Source organism: Erythrobacter sp. S43, from assembly GCF_057364955.1.
Window position 1 is genome coordinate 2,287,141 of the sequence record NZ_CP200285.1, and the last position, 16,491, is coordinate 2,303,631.

The window sequence follows — 16,491 nt, forward strand, 5'->3', positions numbered from 1 at the left end:
AATGATGCCTTAATATGGCCATATTCTCGCCACAATTGAGGCGAGGTTGCCCCATTCTACTGTCACAATCAGCATTGACCTTTGCCCCGATGCTGCCATTCCAAGGGGCATGACCTCAGCTGAAACAGTCTCTGCGCAAGATGATGTGAACTTGCGCCAACGCCTTCAAAACTGGCTGGAATCCAGCTTTTTTGAACGCTTCATCATCACCGTCATCGTCATCAATGCGATCGGATTGGGGCTGGAGACATCACCCGAGGTGATGGGTGTGATCGGTCCGGTGGTCGAAAATCTCGACAGATTGGCGATTGCCATATTTGTGGTCGAAATTGCCCTGAAGCTGTTCGTTTACCGCCTCGGTTTCTTCAAAAATGGCTGGAATATCTTTGATCTCGCCATTGTCAGCGCGGCTCTCATCCCAGCGGGCGAGCAATTCTCGGTATTGCGTGCTCTGCGCATTCTGCGCGCGCTGCGGCTAATCTCTGTGGTGCCGAGCATGCGCAAGGTGATCGTCGGCCTGTTCCAAGCGATTCCCAGCATCGGCACGGTGATCGTGATGCTGTTGCTGCTGTTCTATATCAGCGCGGTAATGGCGACGAAGTTGTTCGGAGAGCGCTTCCCAGAATGGTTCGGCAATCTCGGCGCCTCGCTCTATTCCTTATTCCAGATCATGACGCTGGAAAGCTGGAGCATGGGCATCGTGCGCCCGGTGATGGAGGTGTACCCGTATGCTTGGGCGTTCTTCGTGCCGTTCATCCTGCTCACCAGCTTTATCGTGCTGAACCTCTTCATCGGTGTGATCGTCAACGCCATGGCCGAGGCAACGGGTGAAGAAGCGCATGACGAACGTGAGATGATTATCAATGAGCTGCGCGCGCTGCGCGAGGATGTGGCGGCACTGCGCAAGGACCGCTAGGAAAGTCGAAAAAGGGGTAGAGATTTATGCGATTGATCCGATGGACTGCCATCCTTGGAGCCAGCCTTGCGCTCGCCGCCACCGCGCAGGCGCAAGATGCGGACGAAGACGCACCGCCACCGGCTTTCCCCGAAACCGAGATATTCCTGTTCGATTATGACGCGGACGTTTCGGAAGATGCACTGTCGAGAGGGCGCAATGTCACCAACCGTACCGGCTATGACAATCAGCCTTACTTCACCAAGGACAGCGCCACATTTCTCTATTCGCGCGATGACGGGACGCAGACCGACATCTGGGAATATGACATCGCGAGCGGCACGCACACGCGCATAACCAACACGCCGGAAAACGAGTTCTCACCCACGCCATCGCCCGACAATCAGACCATCTCGATGGTGTTCGAACGCAACCGTTCAATCTGGCATCTTGATCGAAGCAAGCCGGACGAGCCGAAATGGCTGCTCGAAGCCTCCGGCGTTGATGAGCCGGTGGGATACTTCGCGCGCGATTTCGATCTGGGCACCGTGTTCTACTGGTCGCGCTATGGCTTCAACGTCGCGGTGACCAGTGCAGAAGAGCCGGTCTATCACTTCATCACCGGCCACGCCGTCCCCGCAACACCGCATGTGATCCCCGGCACCGACCATTTCAGCTTCGTCCACCGCCAGACCAACGAACAGGTGTGGATCAAGGCCTTCGACCCGAAGACCAAGTCGATCCGCCCGCTGGCGCCGCTGGTGGGATCGAATGCGAATTACACCTGGGCACCCGACGGCACGATCCTGCAGATCGAGGACGGCGAGGTCCACCGCTGGCGCGAAGGCGGCGAGGGCTGGCAAGTGATCGGCGACCTGTCGGACTTCGGAGTGAGGGGGCGAACCGGATTGCGGTGAGCCCGGACGGGAAGCGGATCGCGGTGGTGGGATTGCCAGTCAAATAAGGATTGTCGGCTTTCGAGCCAATGCAAGTCATGTTCGTGTCATTTTTGCATTCCTGAAAGGGGGCAGCGCGATAGTGGGGGTGACCTTGTGGCCGCCCCCTCAATCTTTAGCGCAATACCTTCCGGAAGGTGACTTTGTCGTCGCCGTCAGACCAATAGTCGCGAATTCGCGCCTCTCGCTCATAATCTAGCATATCGTAGAAGGCGCGGGTTCGTTTGAACTCTTCCTTGCCAGACGTATCGACCAAGAGGAGACGGCTTCCATCGTTAGCGAGCTGGTGTTCCACGAAGCGCATGAGTTGGCTTCCTATGCCGTTGCCGTGTCGATTTGGATCGACGGCGATCATGAGCAAGTTCCAAACACCTTCAGCCAAACCTTCGGGGGTGTAGTAGCAGACCGCGTCGACCTGCCCATCGTCGAACACGAGCCAACGCTGGCTTTCGTCTCCGCCGAAAAATTGAGCTGTCATGTCGTCGAGCATGTCGGAGGGAAACATTTCGTTCTCGTCGACCAGGTAGCCTACGCGCTCTAAATCGCTCCGCACTAGCGGGCGTATGTATTGGTTTTTCATGTCGAAACTTTCGGATAATTCTTGACGCAGTGAACCGATTGGCAACGCGACGGTCGCCAGTCAGTCAATCACAAACTGAGCCACAAAGGCTCAGACGTTCGATGCAATCGTGTTCAAAAAATCTCCGTACGCCCTGCTGGGCTACCACTGTTCTGCTTTATAATGCTCAGAGACGCAAGTCTCCGGCGGCATTTGGGAATGCACGCCCAAATGCAGACAGGTCTGCTCTCAACCTCCAATCTCGGACATCCGCGCTACCCATTCCTGTGGAAACGCCTCTCCCCGCACCCCGCGCCGCTTGCTAAGCGGAATACATGTCCGAAACCACGACCACACCTGACGATTCTGATCCCTTTGATGCCATCGTAGACGCGCCGTTCGATGCGGCTTTGTCCGAGCGGTATCTTGTCTATGCACTTTCGACCATCACGGCGCGCTCGCTGCCTGACCTGCGCGATGGTCTAAAACCTGTTCACCGCCGCTTACTGTGGACCATGCGTCAGCTGGGTCTGTCGCCCACCAGCACGTTCAAGAAATCCGCGCGCGTGGTGGGTGAGGTGATCGGTAAGTATCACCCGCATGGCGACACCGCCGCTTATGACGCGATGGTCCGCCTCGCGCAGGATTTCTCGCTGCGTTATCCTCTGGTCGAGGGGCAAGGGAATTTCGGCAATATCGATGGCGATAACGCCGCCGCCTATCGCTACACCGAAGCGCGCCTGACCAAGACCGCGATCCAGCTGATGGACGGGCTGGACGCGGGCACGGTCGATTTTATCCCGACCTATAATGGAGAGGAGCAGGAACCCGAGCTGATGCCGGGCCTGTTCCCCAATCTGCTGGCCAATGGCGCGAGCGGGATTGCAGTTGGGATGGCGACCAACATCCCGTCACACAACGCCGCCGAGGTGATCGATGCGACGCTCGAGCTGATCGACAATCCGCATGTCGAGCACGAGCGTTTGATGGAGCTGATGAAAGGGCCGGACTTTGCCACCGGCGGTCAGGTGATCGACAGCGCAGAGGTGATCTCCGAAGCCTATCGCACCGGGCGAGGCTCTTTCCGCCTGCGCGGCGTATTCCATGCGCCCGAGTCCGACAAGAAAGACGATGTCGAAGCCGGGATCGAGCGGCTGGGCGGTGGCCAATGGCAGCTGGTCATTTCCGAAATCCCGTATCAGGTCGCCAAGGGCAAGCTGATCGAACAGATCGCGCAGGCGATTGCCGACAAGAAGCTGCCGATCCTTGATGATGTGCGCGACGAAAGTGACGAGCAGATCCGTATCGTGCTGGTGCCGAAGTCGCGCAACGTCGATCCTGATCTGCTCAAAGAAAGCATCTTTAAGCTGACCGATTTGGAGACCCGTTTCGGGCTCAACATGAACGTTCTGGACGCCACCCGCACGCCGATGGTGATGGGGCTGAAAGAGCTGCTGCAAAACTGGACCGCGGCGCAGATCGACATTCTGCAACGCCGCACCCGTTTCCGGCTGGAGCAGATCGCCAAGCGGCTGGAACTGGTCGACGGCTACATCATCGCCTTCCTCAATCTCGACCGCGTGATCGAGATCATCCGTTACGAGGATGATCCGAAGGCGGTGATGATGGAGGAGTTCAAGCTCACCGACCGTCAGGCCGAAGCAATCCTCAACATGCGTTTGCGCAGCCTGCGCAAGCTGGAGGAGATGGAGCTCAAGCAAGAGCGCGACGATCTTCTGGCCGAGCAGGACGAGCTCAACAAGCTGCTCGACAGCCCGGCGCGCCAGCGGACGCGGTTGAAGAAAGACCTGCGTACGCTTCGCAAGGATTACGCCGAAGACACAGCCATCGGCGCGCGGCGCACCAAAATCGAAGAGGCCGAAGCTACGGTCGAATTCTCGATGGACGCGATGATCGAGAAAGCACCGGTCACCGTGATCCTCTCGCAAAAGGGCTGGATCCGCGCCGCGTCAGGTCATGTCGATCTGGCGCAGGAGTTCAAATACAAAGAAGGCGATGGTCTTGCCTTCATCCTCCATGCACAGACCACTGATAAGCTGCTGATCGCGGCGGAGAACGGACGCTTCTACACGCTAGGCTGCGATAAACTGCCCGGCGCGCGCGGTTTTGGTGAGCCGGTCCGGACAATGATCGACTTGGAAGCTGATACTTCGATTGCCGAGATGCTGGTCCACAAGCCGGGCGGTCGTCTGCTGCTCGCCAGTAGTATCGGCAAAGGCTTTATCGCTGAGACGGGCGAGCTGCTAGCCGAGACCAAGAAGGGCAAGCAGGTCGTGAACCTGAAGGGCGATGCACAATTGCGGGTGATCCGCGAAGTGCCCGAAGGCCACGATCATGTCGCTGCCGTGGGGGACAACCGCAAGCTGGTGGTCTTCAACCTTGAAGAGATGCCGGTGATGGCCAAAGGGCAGGGTGTGATGCTGCAACGCTACCGCGATGGCGGCCTGAGCGATGCGACCACCTTCGTTCTGGCTGATGGTCTAAGCTGGGCGATGGGCGGAGACAGTGGCCGTACTCGCACCGCCGACGACATCCATATGTGGAAAGTCGCGCGAGGAGCCGCAGGCCGCATGCCGCCGCAGGGCTTCCCGAAGGACAACAAGTTCTAGCTTAGGCCTGCGCCGCAACTTCGTTGAGCAGTTCCAGCACCCGATCACGGTCAGGGAAGCCTTCGGCGATCCAGCGCGCCTCTACCGTTTGCAACAGCCGGGCGACGCCGGGGCCGGTGGCAAGGCCGCGTTCGACAATCTCGCCGCCTTTGAGCGGGAGGATCGGTGGTGTCCAATCGGCAATCACCCGCGCATCCGCTCCCGCCAACAACAGGCGGTCAGCGGCGAATGCGGGCGTGTGGCGATAGGCGAGCGCTTGGGCATCAGTCGCATCGCCGGCCTGACGCTCCGCCGCACAAGTGAGCCGCGCGCGTTGCGCTTTCGACAGGCGCAAGCGGGCGGCGACGGTCTCAGCCACCTCGGGTGAGGGGGGCAGCAGGGCGGCGAGGCGGCGCAATGGCTCTAGCGTAAAACTCTGCTCTGCCTCGGCTGCAATTAAGCGTTCCAAGGCGGCAACATGGGCCTTGCATGCCTCGGGGAGAATCACGGGCAGCACGCCGCGCTCGAACATCCGGGCCACGGTCGCGTGTGGGTTGGGCAGGGCAAGCAGCTTGAGCACTTCATCTGCAATCCGCTCGCGGCTCAAGCCCTTCAGCGTGCTGGCGAGTTCGGCGCAGGCTTCTTCGGCTTCGTCATCCAGTTCGGCCCCGAACCGCGCCTGAAAACGGTAATATCTCAAGATGCGCAGGTGGTCTTCGCGAATGCGTTGACGGGCATCGCCAATGAAGCGGACGCTTCGCGCTTCAAGGTCCGCCAAGCCGCCAAAATAGTCGCTGATTTCGAGCGTTTGCGGGTGGGCGTAAAGCGCGTTCATCGTGAAGTCGCGTCGCGCCGCATCATCACGCCACTCGCTGGCAAAGGCGACGGTCGCGCGCCTGCCATCGGTGCTGACATCCTTGCGAAGCGTGGTGATCTCCACTGTGCCATCGTCCAGCACAGCAGTGACGGTGCCGTGGTCGATCCCAGTCGGCACTGTGCGAATGCCCGCTTGCTTGCAGCGGTCGATCACGACGTCAGGCGTCAGCAGCGTCGCGCAATCAACATCGGCGACGTCGACACCCAGCAATGTATCGCGCACTGCACCGCCAACCCAGCGCATGTTCTCCGCGCCAAGGGCAGCGGTCAGCGCGGCCAATCCTTGGCTCTGGGTCCATGGGGCAAGAGGCAGGGTGTCAGACATTGCCGCTCCCTATGTGTCTACAGCGCCTTGAAATCAATCCGGCGTGCAAGGTTTGCGAGGATCGCGGCGGTCACACCCCAGATGCGGAAGCCTTCGTAGTCCATTTCGAGATAGCGACGATTGGCACCGCGCCAGAACACTTCGTTGGTGTCCCAACTAGCTGGATCGAGCAGCATTGCGAGCGGCGGCTCAAACCATGCTTCAACCTCGCTGGGGCTGGGCACCAGAGGTAGATCAGGCTCCACCACGGCGAGCACGGGGGTCACGTCAAAGCCGGTGCCGGTGTGGTACCGGTCCGTTTCGCCGATAACGCGCACTGAATCGCGCGGCATGGCTAGCTCTTCTTCCGCCTCGCGCAACGCGGCGGTGATGGCGTCTTCGCCCGGATCGATCTTGCCACCGGGAAAGGCGACTTGCCCGGGATGATCGCGCATGTCGCGCGGACGCTGCGTCAGGATGACGCCCGGCTCAGGTCGGTCGGTGACCGCTATGAGCACCGCTGCGGGCGTTGCCCGCCCACGAGCGAAATTTGCATCGGTCAGCAGATCGGGAATGTCCTTGCGGTGCCCTTCTTCCGCCAGAGCAGATAGCCGATCGAACAGCGCAGACATGGTCTTATCCGGCTGCAATCAGATAGAAGATCGCGCCCTGACTGGTCACCAACCAGTCATCGCCGCTGGTCTCCATCGCAATCTCGGCAAGCTGGGCGTAAGTCGAGCGATTGAGCCGCGCCTCGCAGCCCCGCCTGACATGGAGATAGATCGCTGGCGTCTCCGGATCGCCCGCCACGCGCAGAGCGTTTTCCGGTCCGGCGACCACCAACTCATCGGTGTTGAGGCGGAAGGCGATCTCGCCATCACGCTGCACGCAATCGACCGCGATAAAGGCGGCATCGGCAACTTCGATGCTGAGTTTCTCGAACGGGCTGACCAGCCAGTGCTGTCCGGCATCGTCGCGGGTCAGCAGGCCTGAGAATGCGCGCACCATAGCGGGGCGGCTGATGAGCCCGCCTTCGTGAAACCACTTCCCATCGGCGGCGATGCGCATGTCGCTTTCGCCGATTTTCTGCGGGTCCCAGCCTTCAACCGGTGGCAATTTCCGTGCAGCGACTTGCTCGGCAATTTCGGCGAGGGTCAGTTCGGCGAGATAGGGAGGTGGTTCGTAGGGCATGCTTGCATAATGCGATGGCACCCCACCGCGTTCCTGCCAAGCCTATTCCATACCCCACGGCCCCAGCATGCCTTCTGCGGGCATAGCGGACAGTGCGTCGCCTCGTGCGAGCAGGCGATCGGGTTCATACGGGCCAGGGCAACGCCATCCGCCCGTCGCTGCCGCTGAAAAGCCCCAGCGCCCATAATATTCGACATCGCCAATCAGTACCTGGGCGAGGGGTGGCATGCCCTGTTTTGCAAGGTTCGCCTCCGCGTCGAGCATGGCTGCCATGAGCCCGAGACCAAAACCCTCGCTCTGTCTTTCGGGAACCACCGCTACCGGTCCCACCATCACCAGCGGCACTGGTCTTCCCTCAGGGTCAATCAAAGCGACGGGCCAGCACTGGATCGTGCCGACCAGCATCTCGTCTTCGTCGACGGCGGCGAAGCTGAGCGCGTCGAGCGGTTCCATCCCCGCGCGAATGCGATAGGCGGTGCGCGCATGGCGGTCCGGCCCGAAAGCGCGGTCGAGCACCTGCTCGACCATCTCGGTTGGCACCGCCGAAAGCGGAATCAGGGATGCTGTGCTGGAAGACATGGCGCGCCGTTAATGATTTTCGCGCGTGATGCCCACCAAAACTTATTGCGCAGAAATGCGAAGCACCCGGCCGCCTTCGCCATCTTCAGCGACCCAGATCGCGCCATCAGGGCCTTCTTCGACCGAACGAAGGCGACCGGCAATCTCGTACCGCGCAGTTTCGCTGGCGCTTTCACCATCGATTGCGACGCGCACCAGCGCTTTGGATTTCAGGCCAGCGATGAACGCATCACCTTTCCAACCGCGGAACATCTTGCCCGAGTAAAAGATCATGTCGCCCGGTGCGATAACGGGGGTCCAGCCAAGTGCTGGTTTTGAAAAGCCGTCATCGGGAGTGTGATCGGGAATGTCGACGCCGCTGTAATTGTCGCCGTCCGAACGGGTGGGCCAGCCATAATTGGCTCCGCGCTTCACGAGGTTCAGCTCATCGCCGCCTGCGGGACCGTGCTCGACTTCCCACAGGCGCCCTTGCGCGTCCCAATCCATGCCAAGGATGTTGCGATGTCCGTAAGACCAGATCTCACGCGTCACGCCGCCTTTGTCCGCCATGGGATTGCCAGCGGCTGGCGTGCCATCGAGGTTGAGGCGCACGATGGTTCCCATCGTGTTGGTGGTATCCTGAGCCGGGGTCTGCTTCTGTCGATCGCCGCTGGCGACATACAGATACTTCTCATCATCCGAGATCAGCAGGCGGTGCGAGTAATGGCCTTTGCCGGTCACCTTGGGCGCTTGGCGCCAGATGACCTTGAAATCGGCGATCTGGCAAGAGTCTGCTTCTTCCTCGCAAGTCAGCGTGCCTTTGCCGACTGCCGCGCCGAAGGTCTGTCCATCGTCCGAAGCTTCGGCATAGCTGAGGAAGATCGTGCGCGGGGCCTGCCCTTCTTCTGAGTCGAGAAATGCAATGTCACCAAGGCCGCCCTGACCACCAAAAGCCACTTCCGGCGTGCCGCGAACGACGGTCACTTGGCCGGAATTGGTCTTCATCAGCTTCAGTACACCCGCCTTTTCGGTGATCGCGAGCGTGTTGGTGCCCGGGATGAACTCGATCGCCCAAGGGCGGTCAAACTTGCCCAGGGAGGTCACGACGTAATCGTCGCCATCGGTGGTCACGGGCGGCTGGGCGGTATCCCCAGAATCCGACTTTGCGCAGCTTGCGAGCGCGAGGGAGGAGAGGGACAGTGTGAGCGATGCTTTGGCGATGTTCTTCATGTCCGGACTAACTCCTAATCTTCCATTCGGTGCCGAAAACCTCGTCATCGGGGTGGATGAGGCTGGCCGTGGGCCGCTGGCTGGGCCGGTTGTGGCCGCTGCGGTTGTTCTGGGCCAAGAGATACCTGCGGGGCTGGATGATTCCAAGCGTTTAACGGCCAAACGGCGCGCGGTGCTCGACGAAAAGATCCGCGAAAGCTGTGGCTGGGCAGTAGCGGTGGTGGAACCGGAAGAGATCGACCGGCTCAACATCTTTATGGCTACCATGACCGCGATGACGCGGTGTGTCGGCCAATTATGCGATCAATTGGGCGCGGCTCCGCACGAAGTGTTGATTGACGGAAACATGACCCCGCATGGTCGCTGCAACGAATGGCAATGGGCTGCACGGGCGATTGTCGGCGGAGATGGCATCGAACCGGCGATCAGCGCAGCGTCGATCATCGCCAAGGAATGGCGTGATCGCTTGATGATCGCAGCGGCGCAGGAGCATCCGCATTTCGGCTGGGAACGCAATAAGGGGTATGGAACCGCCGAGCATATGGAGGCGTTGCGTGTGCATGGTCCAACCCCGCTCCACCGCCGCAGCTTCGCGCCGGTTGCGCAAGCCTCTTTGCTTTGAGATAGGCTCCCCATGGTAACTGCTCTACTTCTCAGCCTCGCCGGCCTTGTCGGCCTTGCCATTGGTGGCGAATTGCTCGTGCGCGGGGCGGTGGGGATTGCCTTCAAATTGGGCGTCTCGACGCTCTTCACGGGCCTTGTGATTGTCGGGTTTGCGACGTCCATGCCCGAAATGGTCGCCAGCGTTGAAGCGGCGATGCGCGGTTCGCCCGAGATTGCGTGGGGCAACATCGTCGGATCTAACCTTGCGAACACTCTTCTGATCCTCGGCGTGTCGGCGCTTGTCACCCCAATCATGCTCTCGGGCAGCGGGCGAAGAGATGCGGTTTTTGCTCTCGGCGCGACGCTGGTTCTGTGGGCACTGGTGGTATCGCAATTGGGCGCACGGTGGATCGGTGTCGCGCTGCTTGGCGGGATCATCGGGTACATCGTCTGGCGCTACATGCACCCCGGCGGCGCCGTGGTTGAAGCCGAGGAAGAGAAAGAAGAAGGCCCGGACAACGCTTGGGTGGCGACCGGATTTTTCGTCGCTGGCCTCGCGATCCTTGTTGTCGCGGGTCAGGCGCTGGTTACTGGCGCGATTGATCTGGCGCGGATCTTCAGCGTGCCCGAGACAGTGATCGGCCTGACGGTTGTCGCTGTGGGTACATCTCTGCCCGAGCTTGCCGCATCCATCGCTGCGGCCCTGCGCGGCAAATCAGGGTTGGCGATCGGCAACGTCGTTGGGTCGAACATCTACAACATCTTGTTGATCGGCGGCGCGACCATGAGCATCGCGCCTTCTGCCTTGCCTTCTGAACTTGCCGGATTGCAGATGGCTCTGTTGACGGCGAGCGCTGTCTTGCTGCTCGCGCTGCTATGGTTCGCGAACAAAATCGGCAGAGGGCTGGGCGCACTGCTGCTCGCCGCTTTTGCAGCGAATGTGGTCTTCGTCCTCGCCTGATCGCAAGAATTATTCAAAGCGGCAGGGTGGCTGAGTCTTTCGCGCCACACCCCTTGATATCGAGTCTTCGCGTTAAGCGCGGACTCAATATCTAGTGGGGTCACCTTTCGTTCCGCTCCAGCAATTGTGCGGTTTACCACCTGTTAACCATACCCCTTCAGAATCTTCGCTTGACGCGGAGTCCGCTTGGACTCACCCTGTGGATAACTTTGGCTGTCCTATCGGCCGATCAAAAGACTGGGGAATGCCCGTGGGCGTGATTGACACAACAAAACCAAAAGCAAAAGCGCGCGTCAAAGCGCCAAAAATTGCGCCCAAAGAAAGCCTACCGCTCGGCCAGATTCTGGACGGTGACTGCATCGAGGCGATGCGTTCACTGCCTGACAATTCGGTCGACTGCATTTTTGCTGATCCGCCTTACAACCTGCAACTCGGCGGTGATCTCAACCGCCCTGACGGCAGCGAAGTCGATGCCGTGACTGATCACTGGGACCAGTTCGACAGCTTCCGCGTCTATGACGAGTTTACAAAGGCTTGGCTGACAGAAGCGAGACGCGTTCTCAAGCCCGACGGATCGCTGTGGGTGATTGGCAGCTATCACAACATCTTCCGCTGCGGCGCGATCTTGCAGGATCTGGGCTTTTGGATCCTCAACGATATCATCTGGCGCAAGACCAATCCGATGCCGAACTTCAAAGGCACGCGCTTCACCAATGCGCATGAAACGATGATCTGGGCGAGCCAGGGCGAAAAGGCGCGCTATCACTTTAATTACCGTGCAATGAAGACGTTAAACGACGAACTTCAGATGCGTTCTGATTGGGTGCTGCCGATCTGTTCGGGCGGAGAGCGCCTGAAAGAGAACGGCACCAAGGTTCACCCGACCCAGAAGCCTGAGGCATTGCTGTACCGCGTTCTGCTGGCAACGACCGAGAAGGGCGACGTCGTGCTCGACCCGTTCTTTGGCACCGGCACCACCGGCGCTGTTGCCAAACGTCTGGGCCGCGAATGGATCGGCTGCGAACGCGAGGACACCTATCGCGACGCGGCGTACAAACGGATCGAGAAAGAACTGCCGCTCGATGAAAGCGCGCTTGCCACCATGCAGAGCAAGAAGGCCGCACCGCGCGTTGCCTTCGGGACGCTGGTCGAGAACGCACTCATCCCGCCGGGCACCAAGGTGTTCGACAAGAAGCGCCGCTGGATCGCCAACGTACGCGCCGATGGCTCGCTGGAGTTCCAAGGCAAAACGGGCAGCATCCACGGCCTTGGCAAAGACCTGCAAGAAGCCCCCAGCTGCAACGGCTGGACCTTCTGGCACTACGAAGTTGATGGGGAGGTAAAGCCGGTCGACCACGCGCGGCAGAACTATCTGCTGGCGAATGAAGACGGCTAGTCCAACCCGCTAAAGCAGCTATCCCGCTTGAAGGGCGCTTCATCGAAATTCCTCTGAAACATCCGTGATTTTACACGGTTGGTCGCCTGCGTTCACAACCGTTCAGGTTGGTTTTGCGTAGTTCTCTGGGCCGCGTGCATACCCCTAATTTAGCGCGTGGTTTCAAGAGAAGAGGAAACTCATGAAACACTTCAAAACAATCTCATTCGCATCCGCTGCTCTGGCGGCTTTGGTCGCAACCCCGGCGGCCGCTGATGGCCCCTATGCTGGCGTTAGCGGCGGTATCGCACTCCCCAGCGATAGCGAGAACACCGGAGAATTCGACGCTGACGTGGCCGCAACACCTGATTTTGGGTCGATCCCCGCTGGCACAGACCTGTCATGGAACACCGATTTCGACACAGGTTATGCGATCAACGGCCACCTCGGCTACGCCTTTAACAATGGCTTTCGCCTCGAATTAGAAGCCGCCTACTCACAGTATGGTGTGAAATCACATAGCGGTGTAACCGTGGGCGGCGCAGTCATTGACGGCGTCGATGCCGCAGTACTGACGCGTGGAACCCCCGATCCGATCAACCCAACTGTGGGTGAGCTTGTCGCCGACGGTCAGGGAAGCGTCTCTAACTTCGGTCTTTTCGGAAATGTCTTTTACGACATCAACACAGGCAGCGGGTTTAAACCGTATGTCGGTGCCGGCGCTGGCTTTCAGTGGGTCGATACAGACTATCAGCCATCAGGCGTTGTCGTTGGTGAAGATAGCGACGGTGTCTTTGCTTATCAGTTGATGGCAGGCGCAAGCTACGAATTGTCCGATAACTTCGAGGTGTTTGGTCAGTACACATATCGCGATACAACCGAAGATGCTGACATTCCGCTGACGTTGCTGCCCGCGACCTTGGGCGTGGAGAGCCAGCAATCGCTGATTTCGGTTGGCGTTCGCGTCGGCTTTGGTGGCTAAACCAAAGCACTTAGACTGATAGTGCGAGCAATGCGGGGTCGGGCTGAGAGGTCCGACCCCTTCTTAGATGGGCGGGGATGACGATAACCGCACCCCTCATCCTATCCTACTCGCCTCCCGCCCGCTAAGCCCTCCGCATGACAAGCCGACCTCAAGTGCAAATGATTCCAATCCTAGGACAGTGTATCAAGTGTCTCAGCTGTCAGGCTTCAAGCTGGAAAGCTGAACGATGAGCGCGACTGTCTACCTCCACCCGATCAGCCTCGTGAACAGTCCGCAGAGCGTGGAAGGCGATGCGATCCGGCTTGCGGGGACGTTGGCCTATGCCAGCCGCTTTGCGCTGGTGGTCAAAGAGGACGGTGCGGTCACGCAGCGCCTGCTCTTCGGCGCGCGTGGGTTTGAGGCGGCGCTGACCAGTCTCGACACCGCGCAGGCCGAGGAAGCGCAGCAACAATGGACCAACCTTCAGAAGCAGCACGAACCGCTGCAACTGGGTGAGCGCACCATTCGCCTTGATCAGCCGCAGGTGATGGGTGTGCTCAACGTCACGCCCGACAGCTTCAGCGATGGTGGCGAGTTCCTTGAACGGCCAGACGCTGGCGCAGCCCATGCGGCGCAGATGGTCGAAGCGGGCGCGGCGATCATCGACATTGGCGGTGAAAGCACGCGTCCGGGCGGTGCGGCCACATGGGAGGGAGATGAGAAGGACCGCGTCCTGCCGGCAGTCGAGTACTGCAAGGAAATGGGCGCCGCGATCAGCGTCGATACCCGCCGCGCTGGCGTGCTTGAGGCCGCTTTGGCAGCGGGTGCGCATATGGCGAATGACGTCTCTGCCATGCGCTATGACGAGCGTATGCCGCAGCTGGTGGCGAACGCCGCATGCCCGGTCTGCCTGATGCATGCGCCGGGAACGGGCGACAATCTGCATGAGGGCGGCAAGTACGCCGATGTGGTGAGCGAAGTGTTCGACATGCTCAAAAAGGCGCGCGCCGATGCGGTGGCGGCGGGGATCGCGGAAAACCGCATCATGCTCGATCCCGGTATCGGCTTTGGCAAGTCGCTCGCCGACAACCTTGCGCTGATCCACGCTTTGCCGCTGTTCCATGCGCTCGGCTCGCCCGTCTTGCTCGGCGTAAGCCGCAAGCGGATGATCGGAGCTATGAGCAAGGAAGAGGGCGCGCATCAGAGGCTGGCTGGCTCAATCGCTCTGGCGTTCAAGGGGATGGAAGCGGGCGTGCATATGCTGCGCGTCCACGACGTCGCGGAAACTGTACAGGCGCGCAATGTTTGGCGGGGCATGCGCGATGCGGCGCTGACCGACTTTGCGGGATTGCCTCCGCTTTGAACCGCCACTTGCCCGTCGCGCAATCGTCATGCAGACGGGCCACAAGGTCTCAAACCCAATCAATCAAGGATTCGCCCATGCGCCGTCTCGTCCTCCTCACCGCCACCGCAATTGGCCTCGCTGCATCGCCTGTGCTGGCCGACGATCACGGAGAGGAAAAGAAACATCATGCGCACCACAATGATGGCCATGTGCCCTTGTATGCCGAGGATTTGCTCGCGCCGTACTATGCGAAGCTGAAGACCCGCGTCGATCTGCCCGTCGCGCCCGCTAACGTCTCGCTGGCACCCGATACCGTCATCACCCGTATCGCATTTGGGAGCTGTAACCACCAGCTGCGCCCGCAAGGCTTTTGGTCGCAGATCGCACAGACCAATCCCGATCTGTTCTTGTTTATCGGAGACAACAATTACGGTGATCAGGGCTGGGACGGCGACGCTGCGCTGACGACCTTGCGCGAAGCTTATGGTGTGCAAGCCAAGACACCTGAACTCGCCGCGTTCCGTAAACAAGTACCGATGATGATCACGTGGGATGATCACGATTACGGATTCAATGATGGCGGCGCGAATTTCGTCCATCGTCGGTGGGCCGAGACGATCTATGAGACTTTCTGGGCCTCGTCAGAAGAGGTGAAATCGCGCCCTGGCATCTATGAAAGCCGCACCTTTGGCAGCGATGGCAAGGTCACGCAGGTGATCATGCTCGACACCCGTTTTTTCCGGTCTGATCTTGATACGATGGACTACACAATGTCGCGCCCGCCGCTTGGTCCGTACAAACCATCTGACGACATGTCGAAGACCATGCTGGGCAAGGCACAGTGGAAATGGCTCGAGCAAGAACTCGCGAAACCGGCCGATCTGCGCATCCTTGTTTCTTCGATCCAGGTGATCACAGACGCGCACGACTATGAAAGCTGGGAAGCGCTGCCGCATGAGCGCGCGAAGCTCTATGACCTGTTGGCTGGCCGTGAGGAAAGTGGTCTGGTGATGCTTTCAGGCGATCGCCATGCGGGCGGCATTTACAGCGATGTTCGCCCTGAAATGAAAGGTGAGCGTGTGTGGGAGCTGACCAGCTCGTCGCTCAACTACTCGTTCAGCTCAACCGAGCGAAACACGGCGCGTGAACCCGATCCCAAGCGCCTTACCGACTTCATTTCGGAAGTGAATTTCGGCCTGGTCGAGATCGACTGGAAGAAGCGCACCTTCACTATGAGCATGCGCGACGCCGATACCGGCGCTGAGCGTGTGACCCGGACAGAGAAGTGGTGATCGCTTAAAGCGTAAACCCGCCATCGGACACGAGCACGTGTCCGGTGATGTTCGATCCTGCGTCCGAAAGCATGTAAAGGATGTCGCTGGCGATCTCTTCGGAGGTGGCAAAGCGGCCTGACGGCGTGGTCTTCGCCATGTTCTTGATCGTTGCCTCGCGTCCGATGGCTTCGACCGATTTGTTGAAGTCCTCACCGCCTTCCCAGATGGCGGTGTCGACCCCGCCCGGGGCAATGGCGTTGACGCGGATGTTGTTGGCCGCATTCTCCGCAGCTGCAACGCGGGCCATGTGTGCAACCGCCGCTTTGGCGATGCCATAGGGGCCGATGCCGGGCACGGGCTTAACGCCGGTGGTTGAAGCAGTTATGACCGCGCTGCCGCCTTTGCCGCCGTCACGGATGGCTCGCAGGCAAGCGCGCAAGGTGAGGAATGCGCCATCAAGATTGACGTTCATCACGCGGCGCCAATCGGCCATCTCTAGGTCCGCAATCGGGCCCCAACCGCCGATGCCAGCGTTGACGATGGCGTGGTCAAGGCCGGCCATTTGCGGGGTCAGATCGTCCCACAAAGCCTCGTCAGCAACGCTACCCACGACGCAAATGACTTTGGCGTCGCCAAGGTCCAAGGCGGCCATGCCAGCCTCGTCGACATCGACAAGGAAAAGTTTAGTCGCTCCGCGCGCAGCCAAAGCCGTCGCACAAGCCGCACCGATGCCCGATGCAGCGCCTGTAACAAGCGCGGAGCGCCCTGAAAAATCCGAGAGGTTTGTCATG

The 16,491-nt window shown here is 59.9% G+C and carries 16 protein-coding genes; 9 read left to right on the forward strand and 7 right to left on the reverse strand.

What is annotated here, in order from left to right; translation table 11 throughout:
• Nucleotides 1–109: 109 nt before the first annotated feature.
• Both AC0V6K_RS11175 and AC0V6K_RS11180 read left to right on the forward strand, forming a co-directional pair.
• The gene (locus tag AC0V6K_RS11175; RefSeq protein WP_472622237.1) at nt 110–916 is read left to right on the forward strand and encodes an ion transporter; all 807 of its coding nucleotides are present in this window, start codon (nt 110–112) and stop codon (nt 914–916) included.
• Nucleotides 917–942: 26 nt separating this feature from the next.
• Nucleotides 943–1,812: a TolB family protein gene (locus AC0V6K_RS11180; protein ID WP_472622239.1), complete on the forward strand. Its 870-nt coding sequence runs from the start codon at nt 943–945 to the stop codon at nt 1,810–1,812.
• A 154-nt stretch (nt 1,813–1,966) separates the two neighbouring features.
• Here the strand turns inward: AC0V6K_RS11180 and AC0V6K_RS11185 are convergent, their stop codons facing one another.
• Nucleotides 1,967–2,431 carry a GNAT family N-acetyltransferase gene (locus tag AC0V6K_RS11185; protein ID WP_472622241.1) on the reverse strand — a complete coding sequence of 155 codons (465 nt, stop codon included), beginning with the start codon at nt 2,429–2,431 and terminating at the stop codon, nt 1,967–1,969.
• Nucleotides 2,432–2,745: 314 nt separating this feature from the next.
• Here AC0V6K_RS11185 and parC point away from each other — a divergent pair, with 314 nt between their 5' ends.
• On the forward strand, nt 2,746–5,040 hold the full coding sequence (gene parC, locus AC0V6K_RS11190) for a DNA topoisomerase IV subunit A (RefSeq protein ID WP_472622243.1): 2,295 nt from the start codon (nt 2,746–2,748) through the stop codon (nt 5,038–5,040).
• A gap of 1 nt (nt 5,041) precedes the next feature.
• Here parC and AC0V6K_RS11195 read toward each other — a convergent pair whose 3' ends face one another.
• From AC0V6K_RS11195 to AC0V6K_RS11215, 5 genes are read right to left on the reverse strand one after another with little or no spacing between them, the layout of a single operon-like run.
• Nucleotides 5,042–6,220 carry a CCA tRNA nucleotidyltransferase gene (locus AC0V6K_RS11195; RefSeq protein ID WP_472622245.1) on the reverse strand — a complete coding sequence of 393 codons (1,179 nt, stop codon included), beginning with the start codon at nt 6,218–6,220 and terminating at the stop codon, nt 5,042–5,044.
• Nucleotides 6,221–6,237: 17 nt separating this feature from the next.
• Nucleotides 6,238–6,831 (reverse strand): CoA pyrophosphatase, encoded by a 594-nt coding sequence (locus tag AC0V6K_RS11200; protein WP_472622247.1) that lies wholly within the window; start codon nt 6,829–6,831, stop codon nt 6,238–6,240.
• 4 nt (nt 6,832–6,835) lie between these two features.
• Entirely contained in the window at nt 6,836–7,390 is a 555-nt protein-coding gene (locus AC0V6K_RS11205; protein WP_472622249.1) for a DUF1285 domain-containing protein, read from the reverse strand.
• A gap of 42 nt (nt 7,391–7,432) precedes the next feature.
• Nucleotides 7,433–7,969: a GNAT family N-acetyltransferase gene (locus AC0V6K_RS11210; RefSeq protein ID WP_472622251.1), complete on the reverse strand. Its 537-nt coding sequence runs from the start codon at nt 7,967–7,969 to the stop codon at nt 7,433–7,435.
• Between the two features lie 42 nt (nt 7,970–8,011).
• The gene (locus tag AC0V6K_RS11215; RefSeq protein ID WP_472622253.1) at nt 8,012–9,178 is read right to left on the reverse strand and encodes a PQQ-dependent sugar dehydrogenase; all 1,167 of its coding nucleotides are present in this window, start codon (nt 9,176–9,178) and stop codon (nt 8,012–8,014) included.
• Here AC0V6K_RS11215 and AC0V6K_RS11220 point away from each other — a divergent pair.
• The 6 genes from AC0V6K_RS11220 to AC0V6K_RS11245 all read left to right on the forward strand — a co-directional run bounded on the left by AC0V6K_RS11220 (nt 9,177) and on the right by AC0V6K_RS11245 (nt 15,718).
• Nucleotides 9,177–9,800: a ribonuclease HII gene (locus AC0V6K_RS11220; RefSeq protein ID WP_472626127.1), complete on the forward strand. Its 624-nt coding sequence runs from the start codon at nt 9,177–9,179 to the stop codon at nt 9,798–9,800. The genes AC0V6K_RS11215 and AC0V6K_RS11220 overlap by 2 nt on opposite strands.
• 12 nt (nt 9,801–9,812) lie before the next feature.
• Nucleotides 9,813–10,742, forward strand: coding sequence for a calcium/sodium antiporter (locus AC0V6K_RS11225; RefSeq protein WP_472622255.1), 930 nt, complete (start codon nt 9,813–9,815; stop codon nt 10,740–10,742).
• A 244-nt stretch (nt 10,743–10,986) separates the two neighbouring features.
• Nucleotides 10,987–12,138, forward strand: coding sequence for a site-specific DNA-methyltransferase (locus AC0V6K_RS11230; RefSeq protein WP_472622257.1), 1,152 nt, complete (start codon nt 10,987–10,989; stop codon nt 12,136–12,138).
• Nucleotides 12,139–12,319: 181 nt separating this feature from the next.
• Nucleotides 12,320–13,099: an outer membrane protein gene (locus tag AC0V6K_RS11235; protein WP_472622259.1), complete on the forward strand. Its 780-nt coding sequence runs from the start codon at nt 12,320–12,322 to the stop codon at nt 13,097–13,099.
• 229 nt (nt 13,100–13,328) lie between these two features.
• A complete protein-coding gene (gene folP, locus AC0V6K_RS11240) occupies nt 13,329–14,444 on the forward strand; it encodes a dihydropteroate synthase (RefSeq protein WP_472622261.1) in 1,116 nt (371 codons plus the stop codon).
• 77 nt (nt 14,445–14,521) lie between these two features.
• Nucleotides 14,522–15,718 (forward strand): alkaline phosphatase D family protein, encoded by a 1,197-nt coding sequence (locus tag AC0V6K_RS11245; RefSeq protein WP_472622263.1) that lies wholly within the window; start codon nt 14,522–14,524, stop codon nt 15,716–15,718.
• 4 nt (nt 15,719–15,722) lie between these two features.
• Here the strand turns inward: AC0V6K_RS11245 and AC0V6K_RS11250 are convergent, their stop codons facing one another.
• Nucleotides 15,723–16,490 carry an SDR family NAD(P)-dependent oxidoreductase gene (locus AC0V6K_RS11250; RefSeq protein WP_472622265.1) on the reverse strand — a complete coding sequence of 256 codons (768 nt, stop codon included), beginning with the start codon at nt 16,488–16,490 and terminating at the stop codon, nt 15,723–15,725.
• Between the last annotated feature and the right edge of the window lies 1 nt (nt 16,491).

Bases quoted from the DNA above. Each gene is read 5' to 3' on its own strand.
- AC0V6K_RS11200 (WP_472622247.1), bottom strand. From the start codon at position 6,831: ATGTCTGCGCTGTTCGATCGGCTATCTGCTCTGGCGGAAGAAGGGCAC.
- AC0V6K_RS11215 (WP_472622253.1), bottom strand. From the start codon at position 9,178: ATGAAGAACATCGCCAAAGCATCGCTCACACTGTCCCTCTCCTCCCTC.
- AC0V6K_RS11235 (WP_472622259.1), top strand. From the start codon at position 12,320: ATGAAACACTTCAAAACAATCTCATTCGCATCCGCTGCTCTGGCGGCT.
- parC (WP_472622243.1), top strand. From the start codon at position 2,746: ATGTCCGAAACCACGACCACACCTGACGATTCTGATCCCTTTGATGCC.
- folP (WP_472622261.1), top strand. From the start codon at position 13,329: ATGAGCGCGACTGTCTACCTCCACCCGATCAGCCTCGTGAACAGTCCG.
- AC0V6K_RS11195 (WP_472622245.1), bottom strand. From the start codon at position 6,220: ATGTCTGACACCCTGCCTCTTGCCCCATGGACCCAGAGCCAAGGATTG.
- AC0V6K_RS11210 (WP_472622251.1), bottom strand. From the start codon at position 7,969: ATGTCTTCCAGCACAGCATCCCTGATTCCGCTTTCGGCGGTGCCAACC.
- AC0V6K_RS11245 (WP_472622263.1), top strand. From the start codon at position 14,522: ATGCGCCGTCTCGTCCTCCTCACCGCCACCGCAATTGGCCTCGCTGCA.
- AC0V6K_RS11180 (WP_472622239.1), top strand. From the start codon at position 943: ATGCGATTGATCCGATGGACTGCCATCCTTGGAGCCAGCCTTGCGCTC.
- AC0V6K_RS11175 (WP_472622237.1), top strand. From the start codon at position 110: ATGACCTCAGCTGAAACAGTCTCTGCGCAAGATGATGTGAACTTGCGC.
- AC0V6K_RS11220 (WP_472626127.1), top strand. From the start codon at position 9,177: ATGTCCGGACTAACTCCTAATCTTCCATTCGGTGCCGAAAACCTCGTC.
- AC0V6K_RS11185 (WP_472622241.1), bottom strand. From the start codon at position 2,431: ATGAAAAACCAATACATACGCCCGCTAGTGCGGAGCGATTTAGAGCGC.
- AC0V6K_RS11225 (WP_472622255.1), top strand. From the start codon at position 9,813: ATGGTAACTGCTCTACTTCTCAGCCTCGCCGGCCTTGTCGGCCTTGCC.
- AC0V6K_RS11205 (WP_472622249.1), bottom strand. From the start codon at position 7,390: ATGCCCTACGAACCACCTCCCTATCTCGCCGAACTGACCCTCGCCGAA.
- AC0V6K_RS11250 (WP_472622265.1), bottom strand. From the start codon at position 16,490: ATGACAAACCTCTCGGATTTTTCAGGGCGCTCCGCGCTTGTTACAGGC.
- AC0V6K_RS11230 (WP_472622257.1), top strand. From the start codon at position 10,987: ATGCCCGTGGGCGTGATTGACACAACAAAACCAAAAGCAAAAGCGCGC.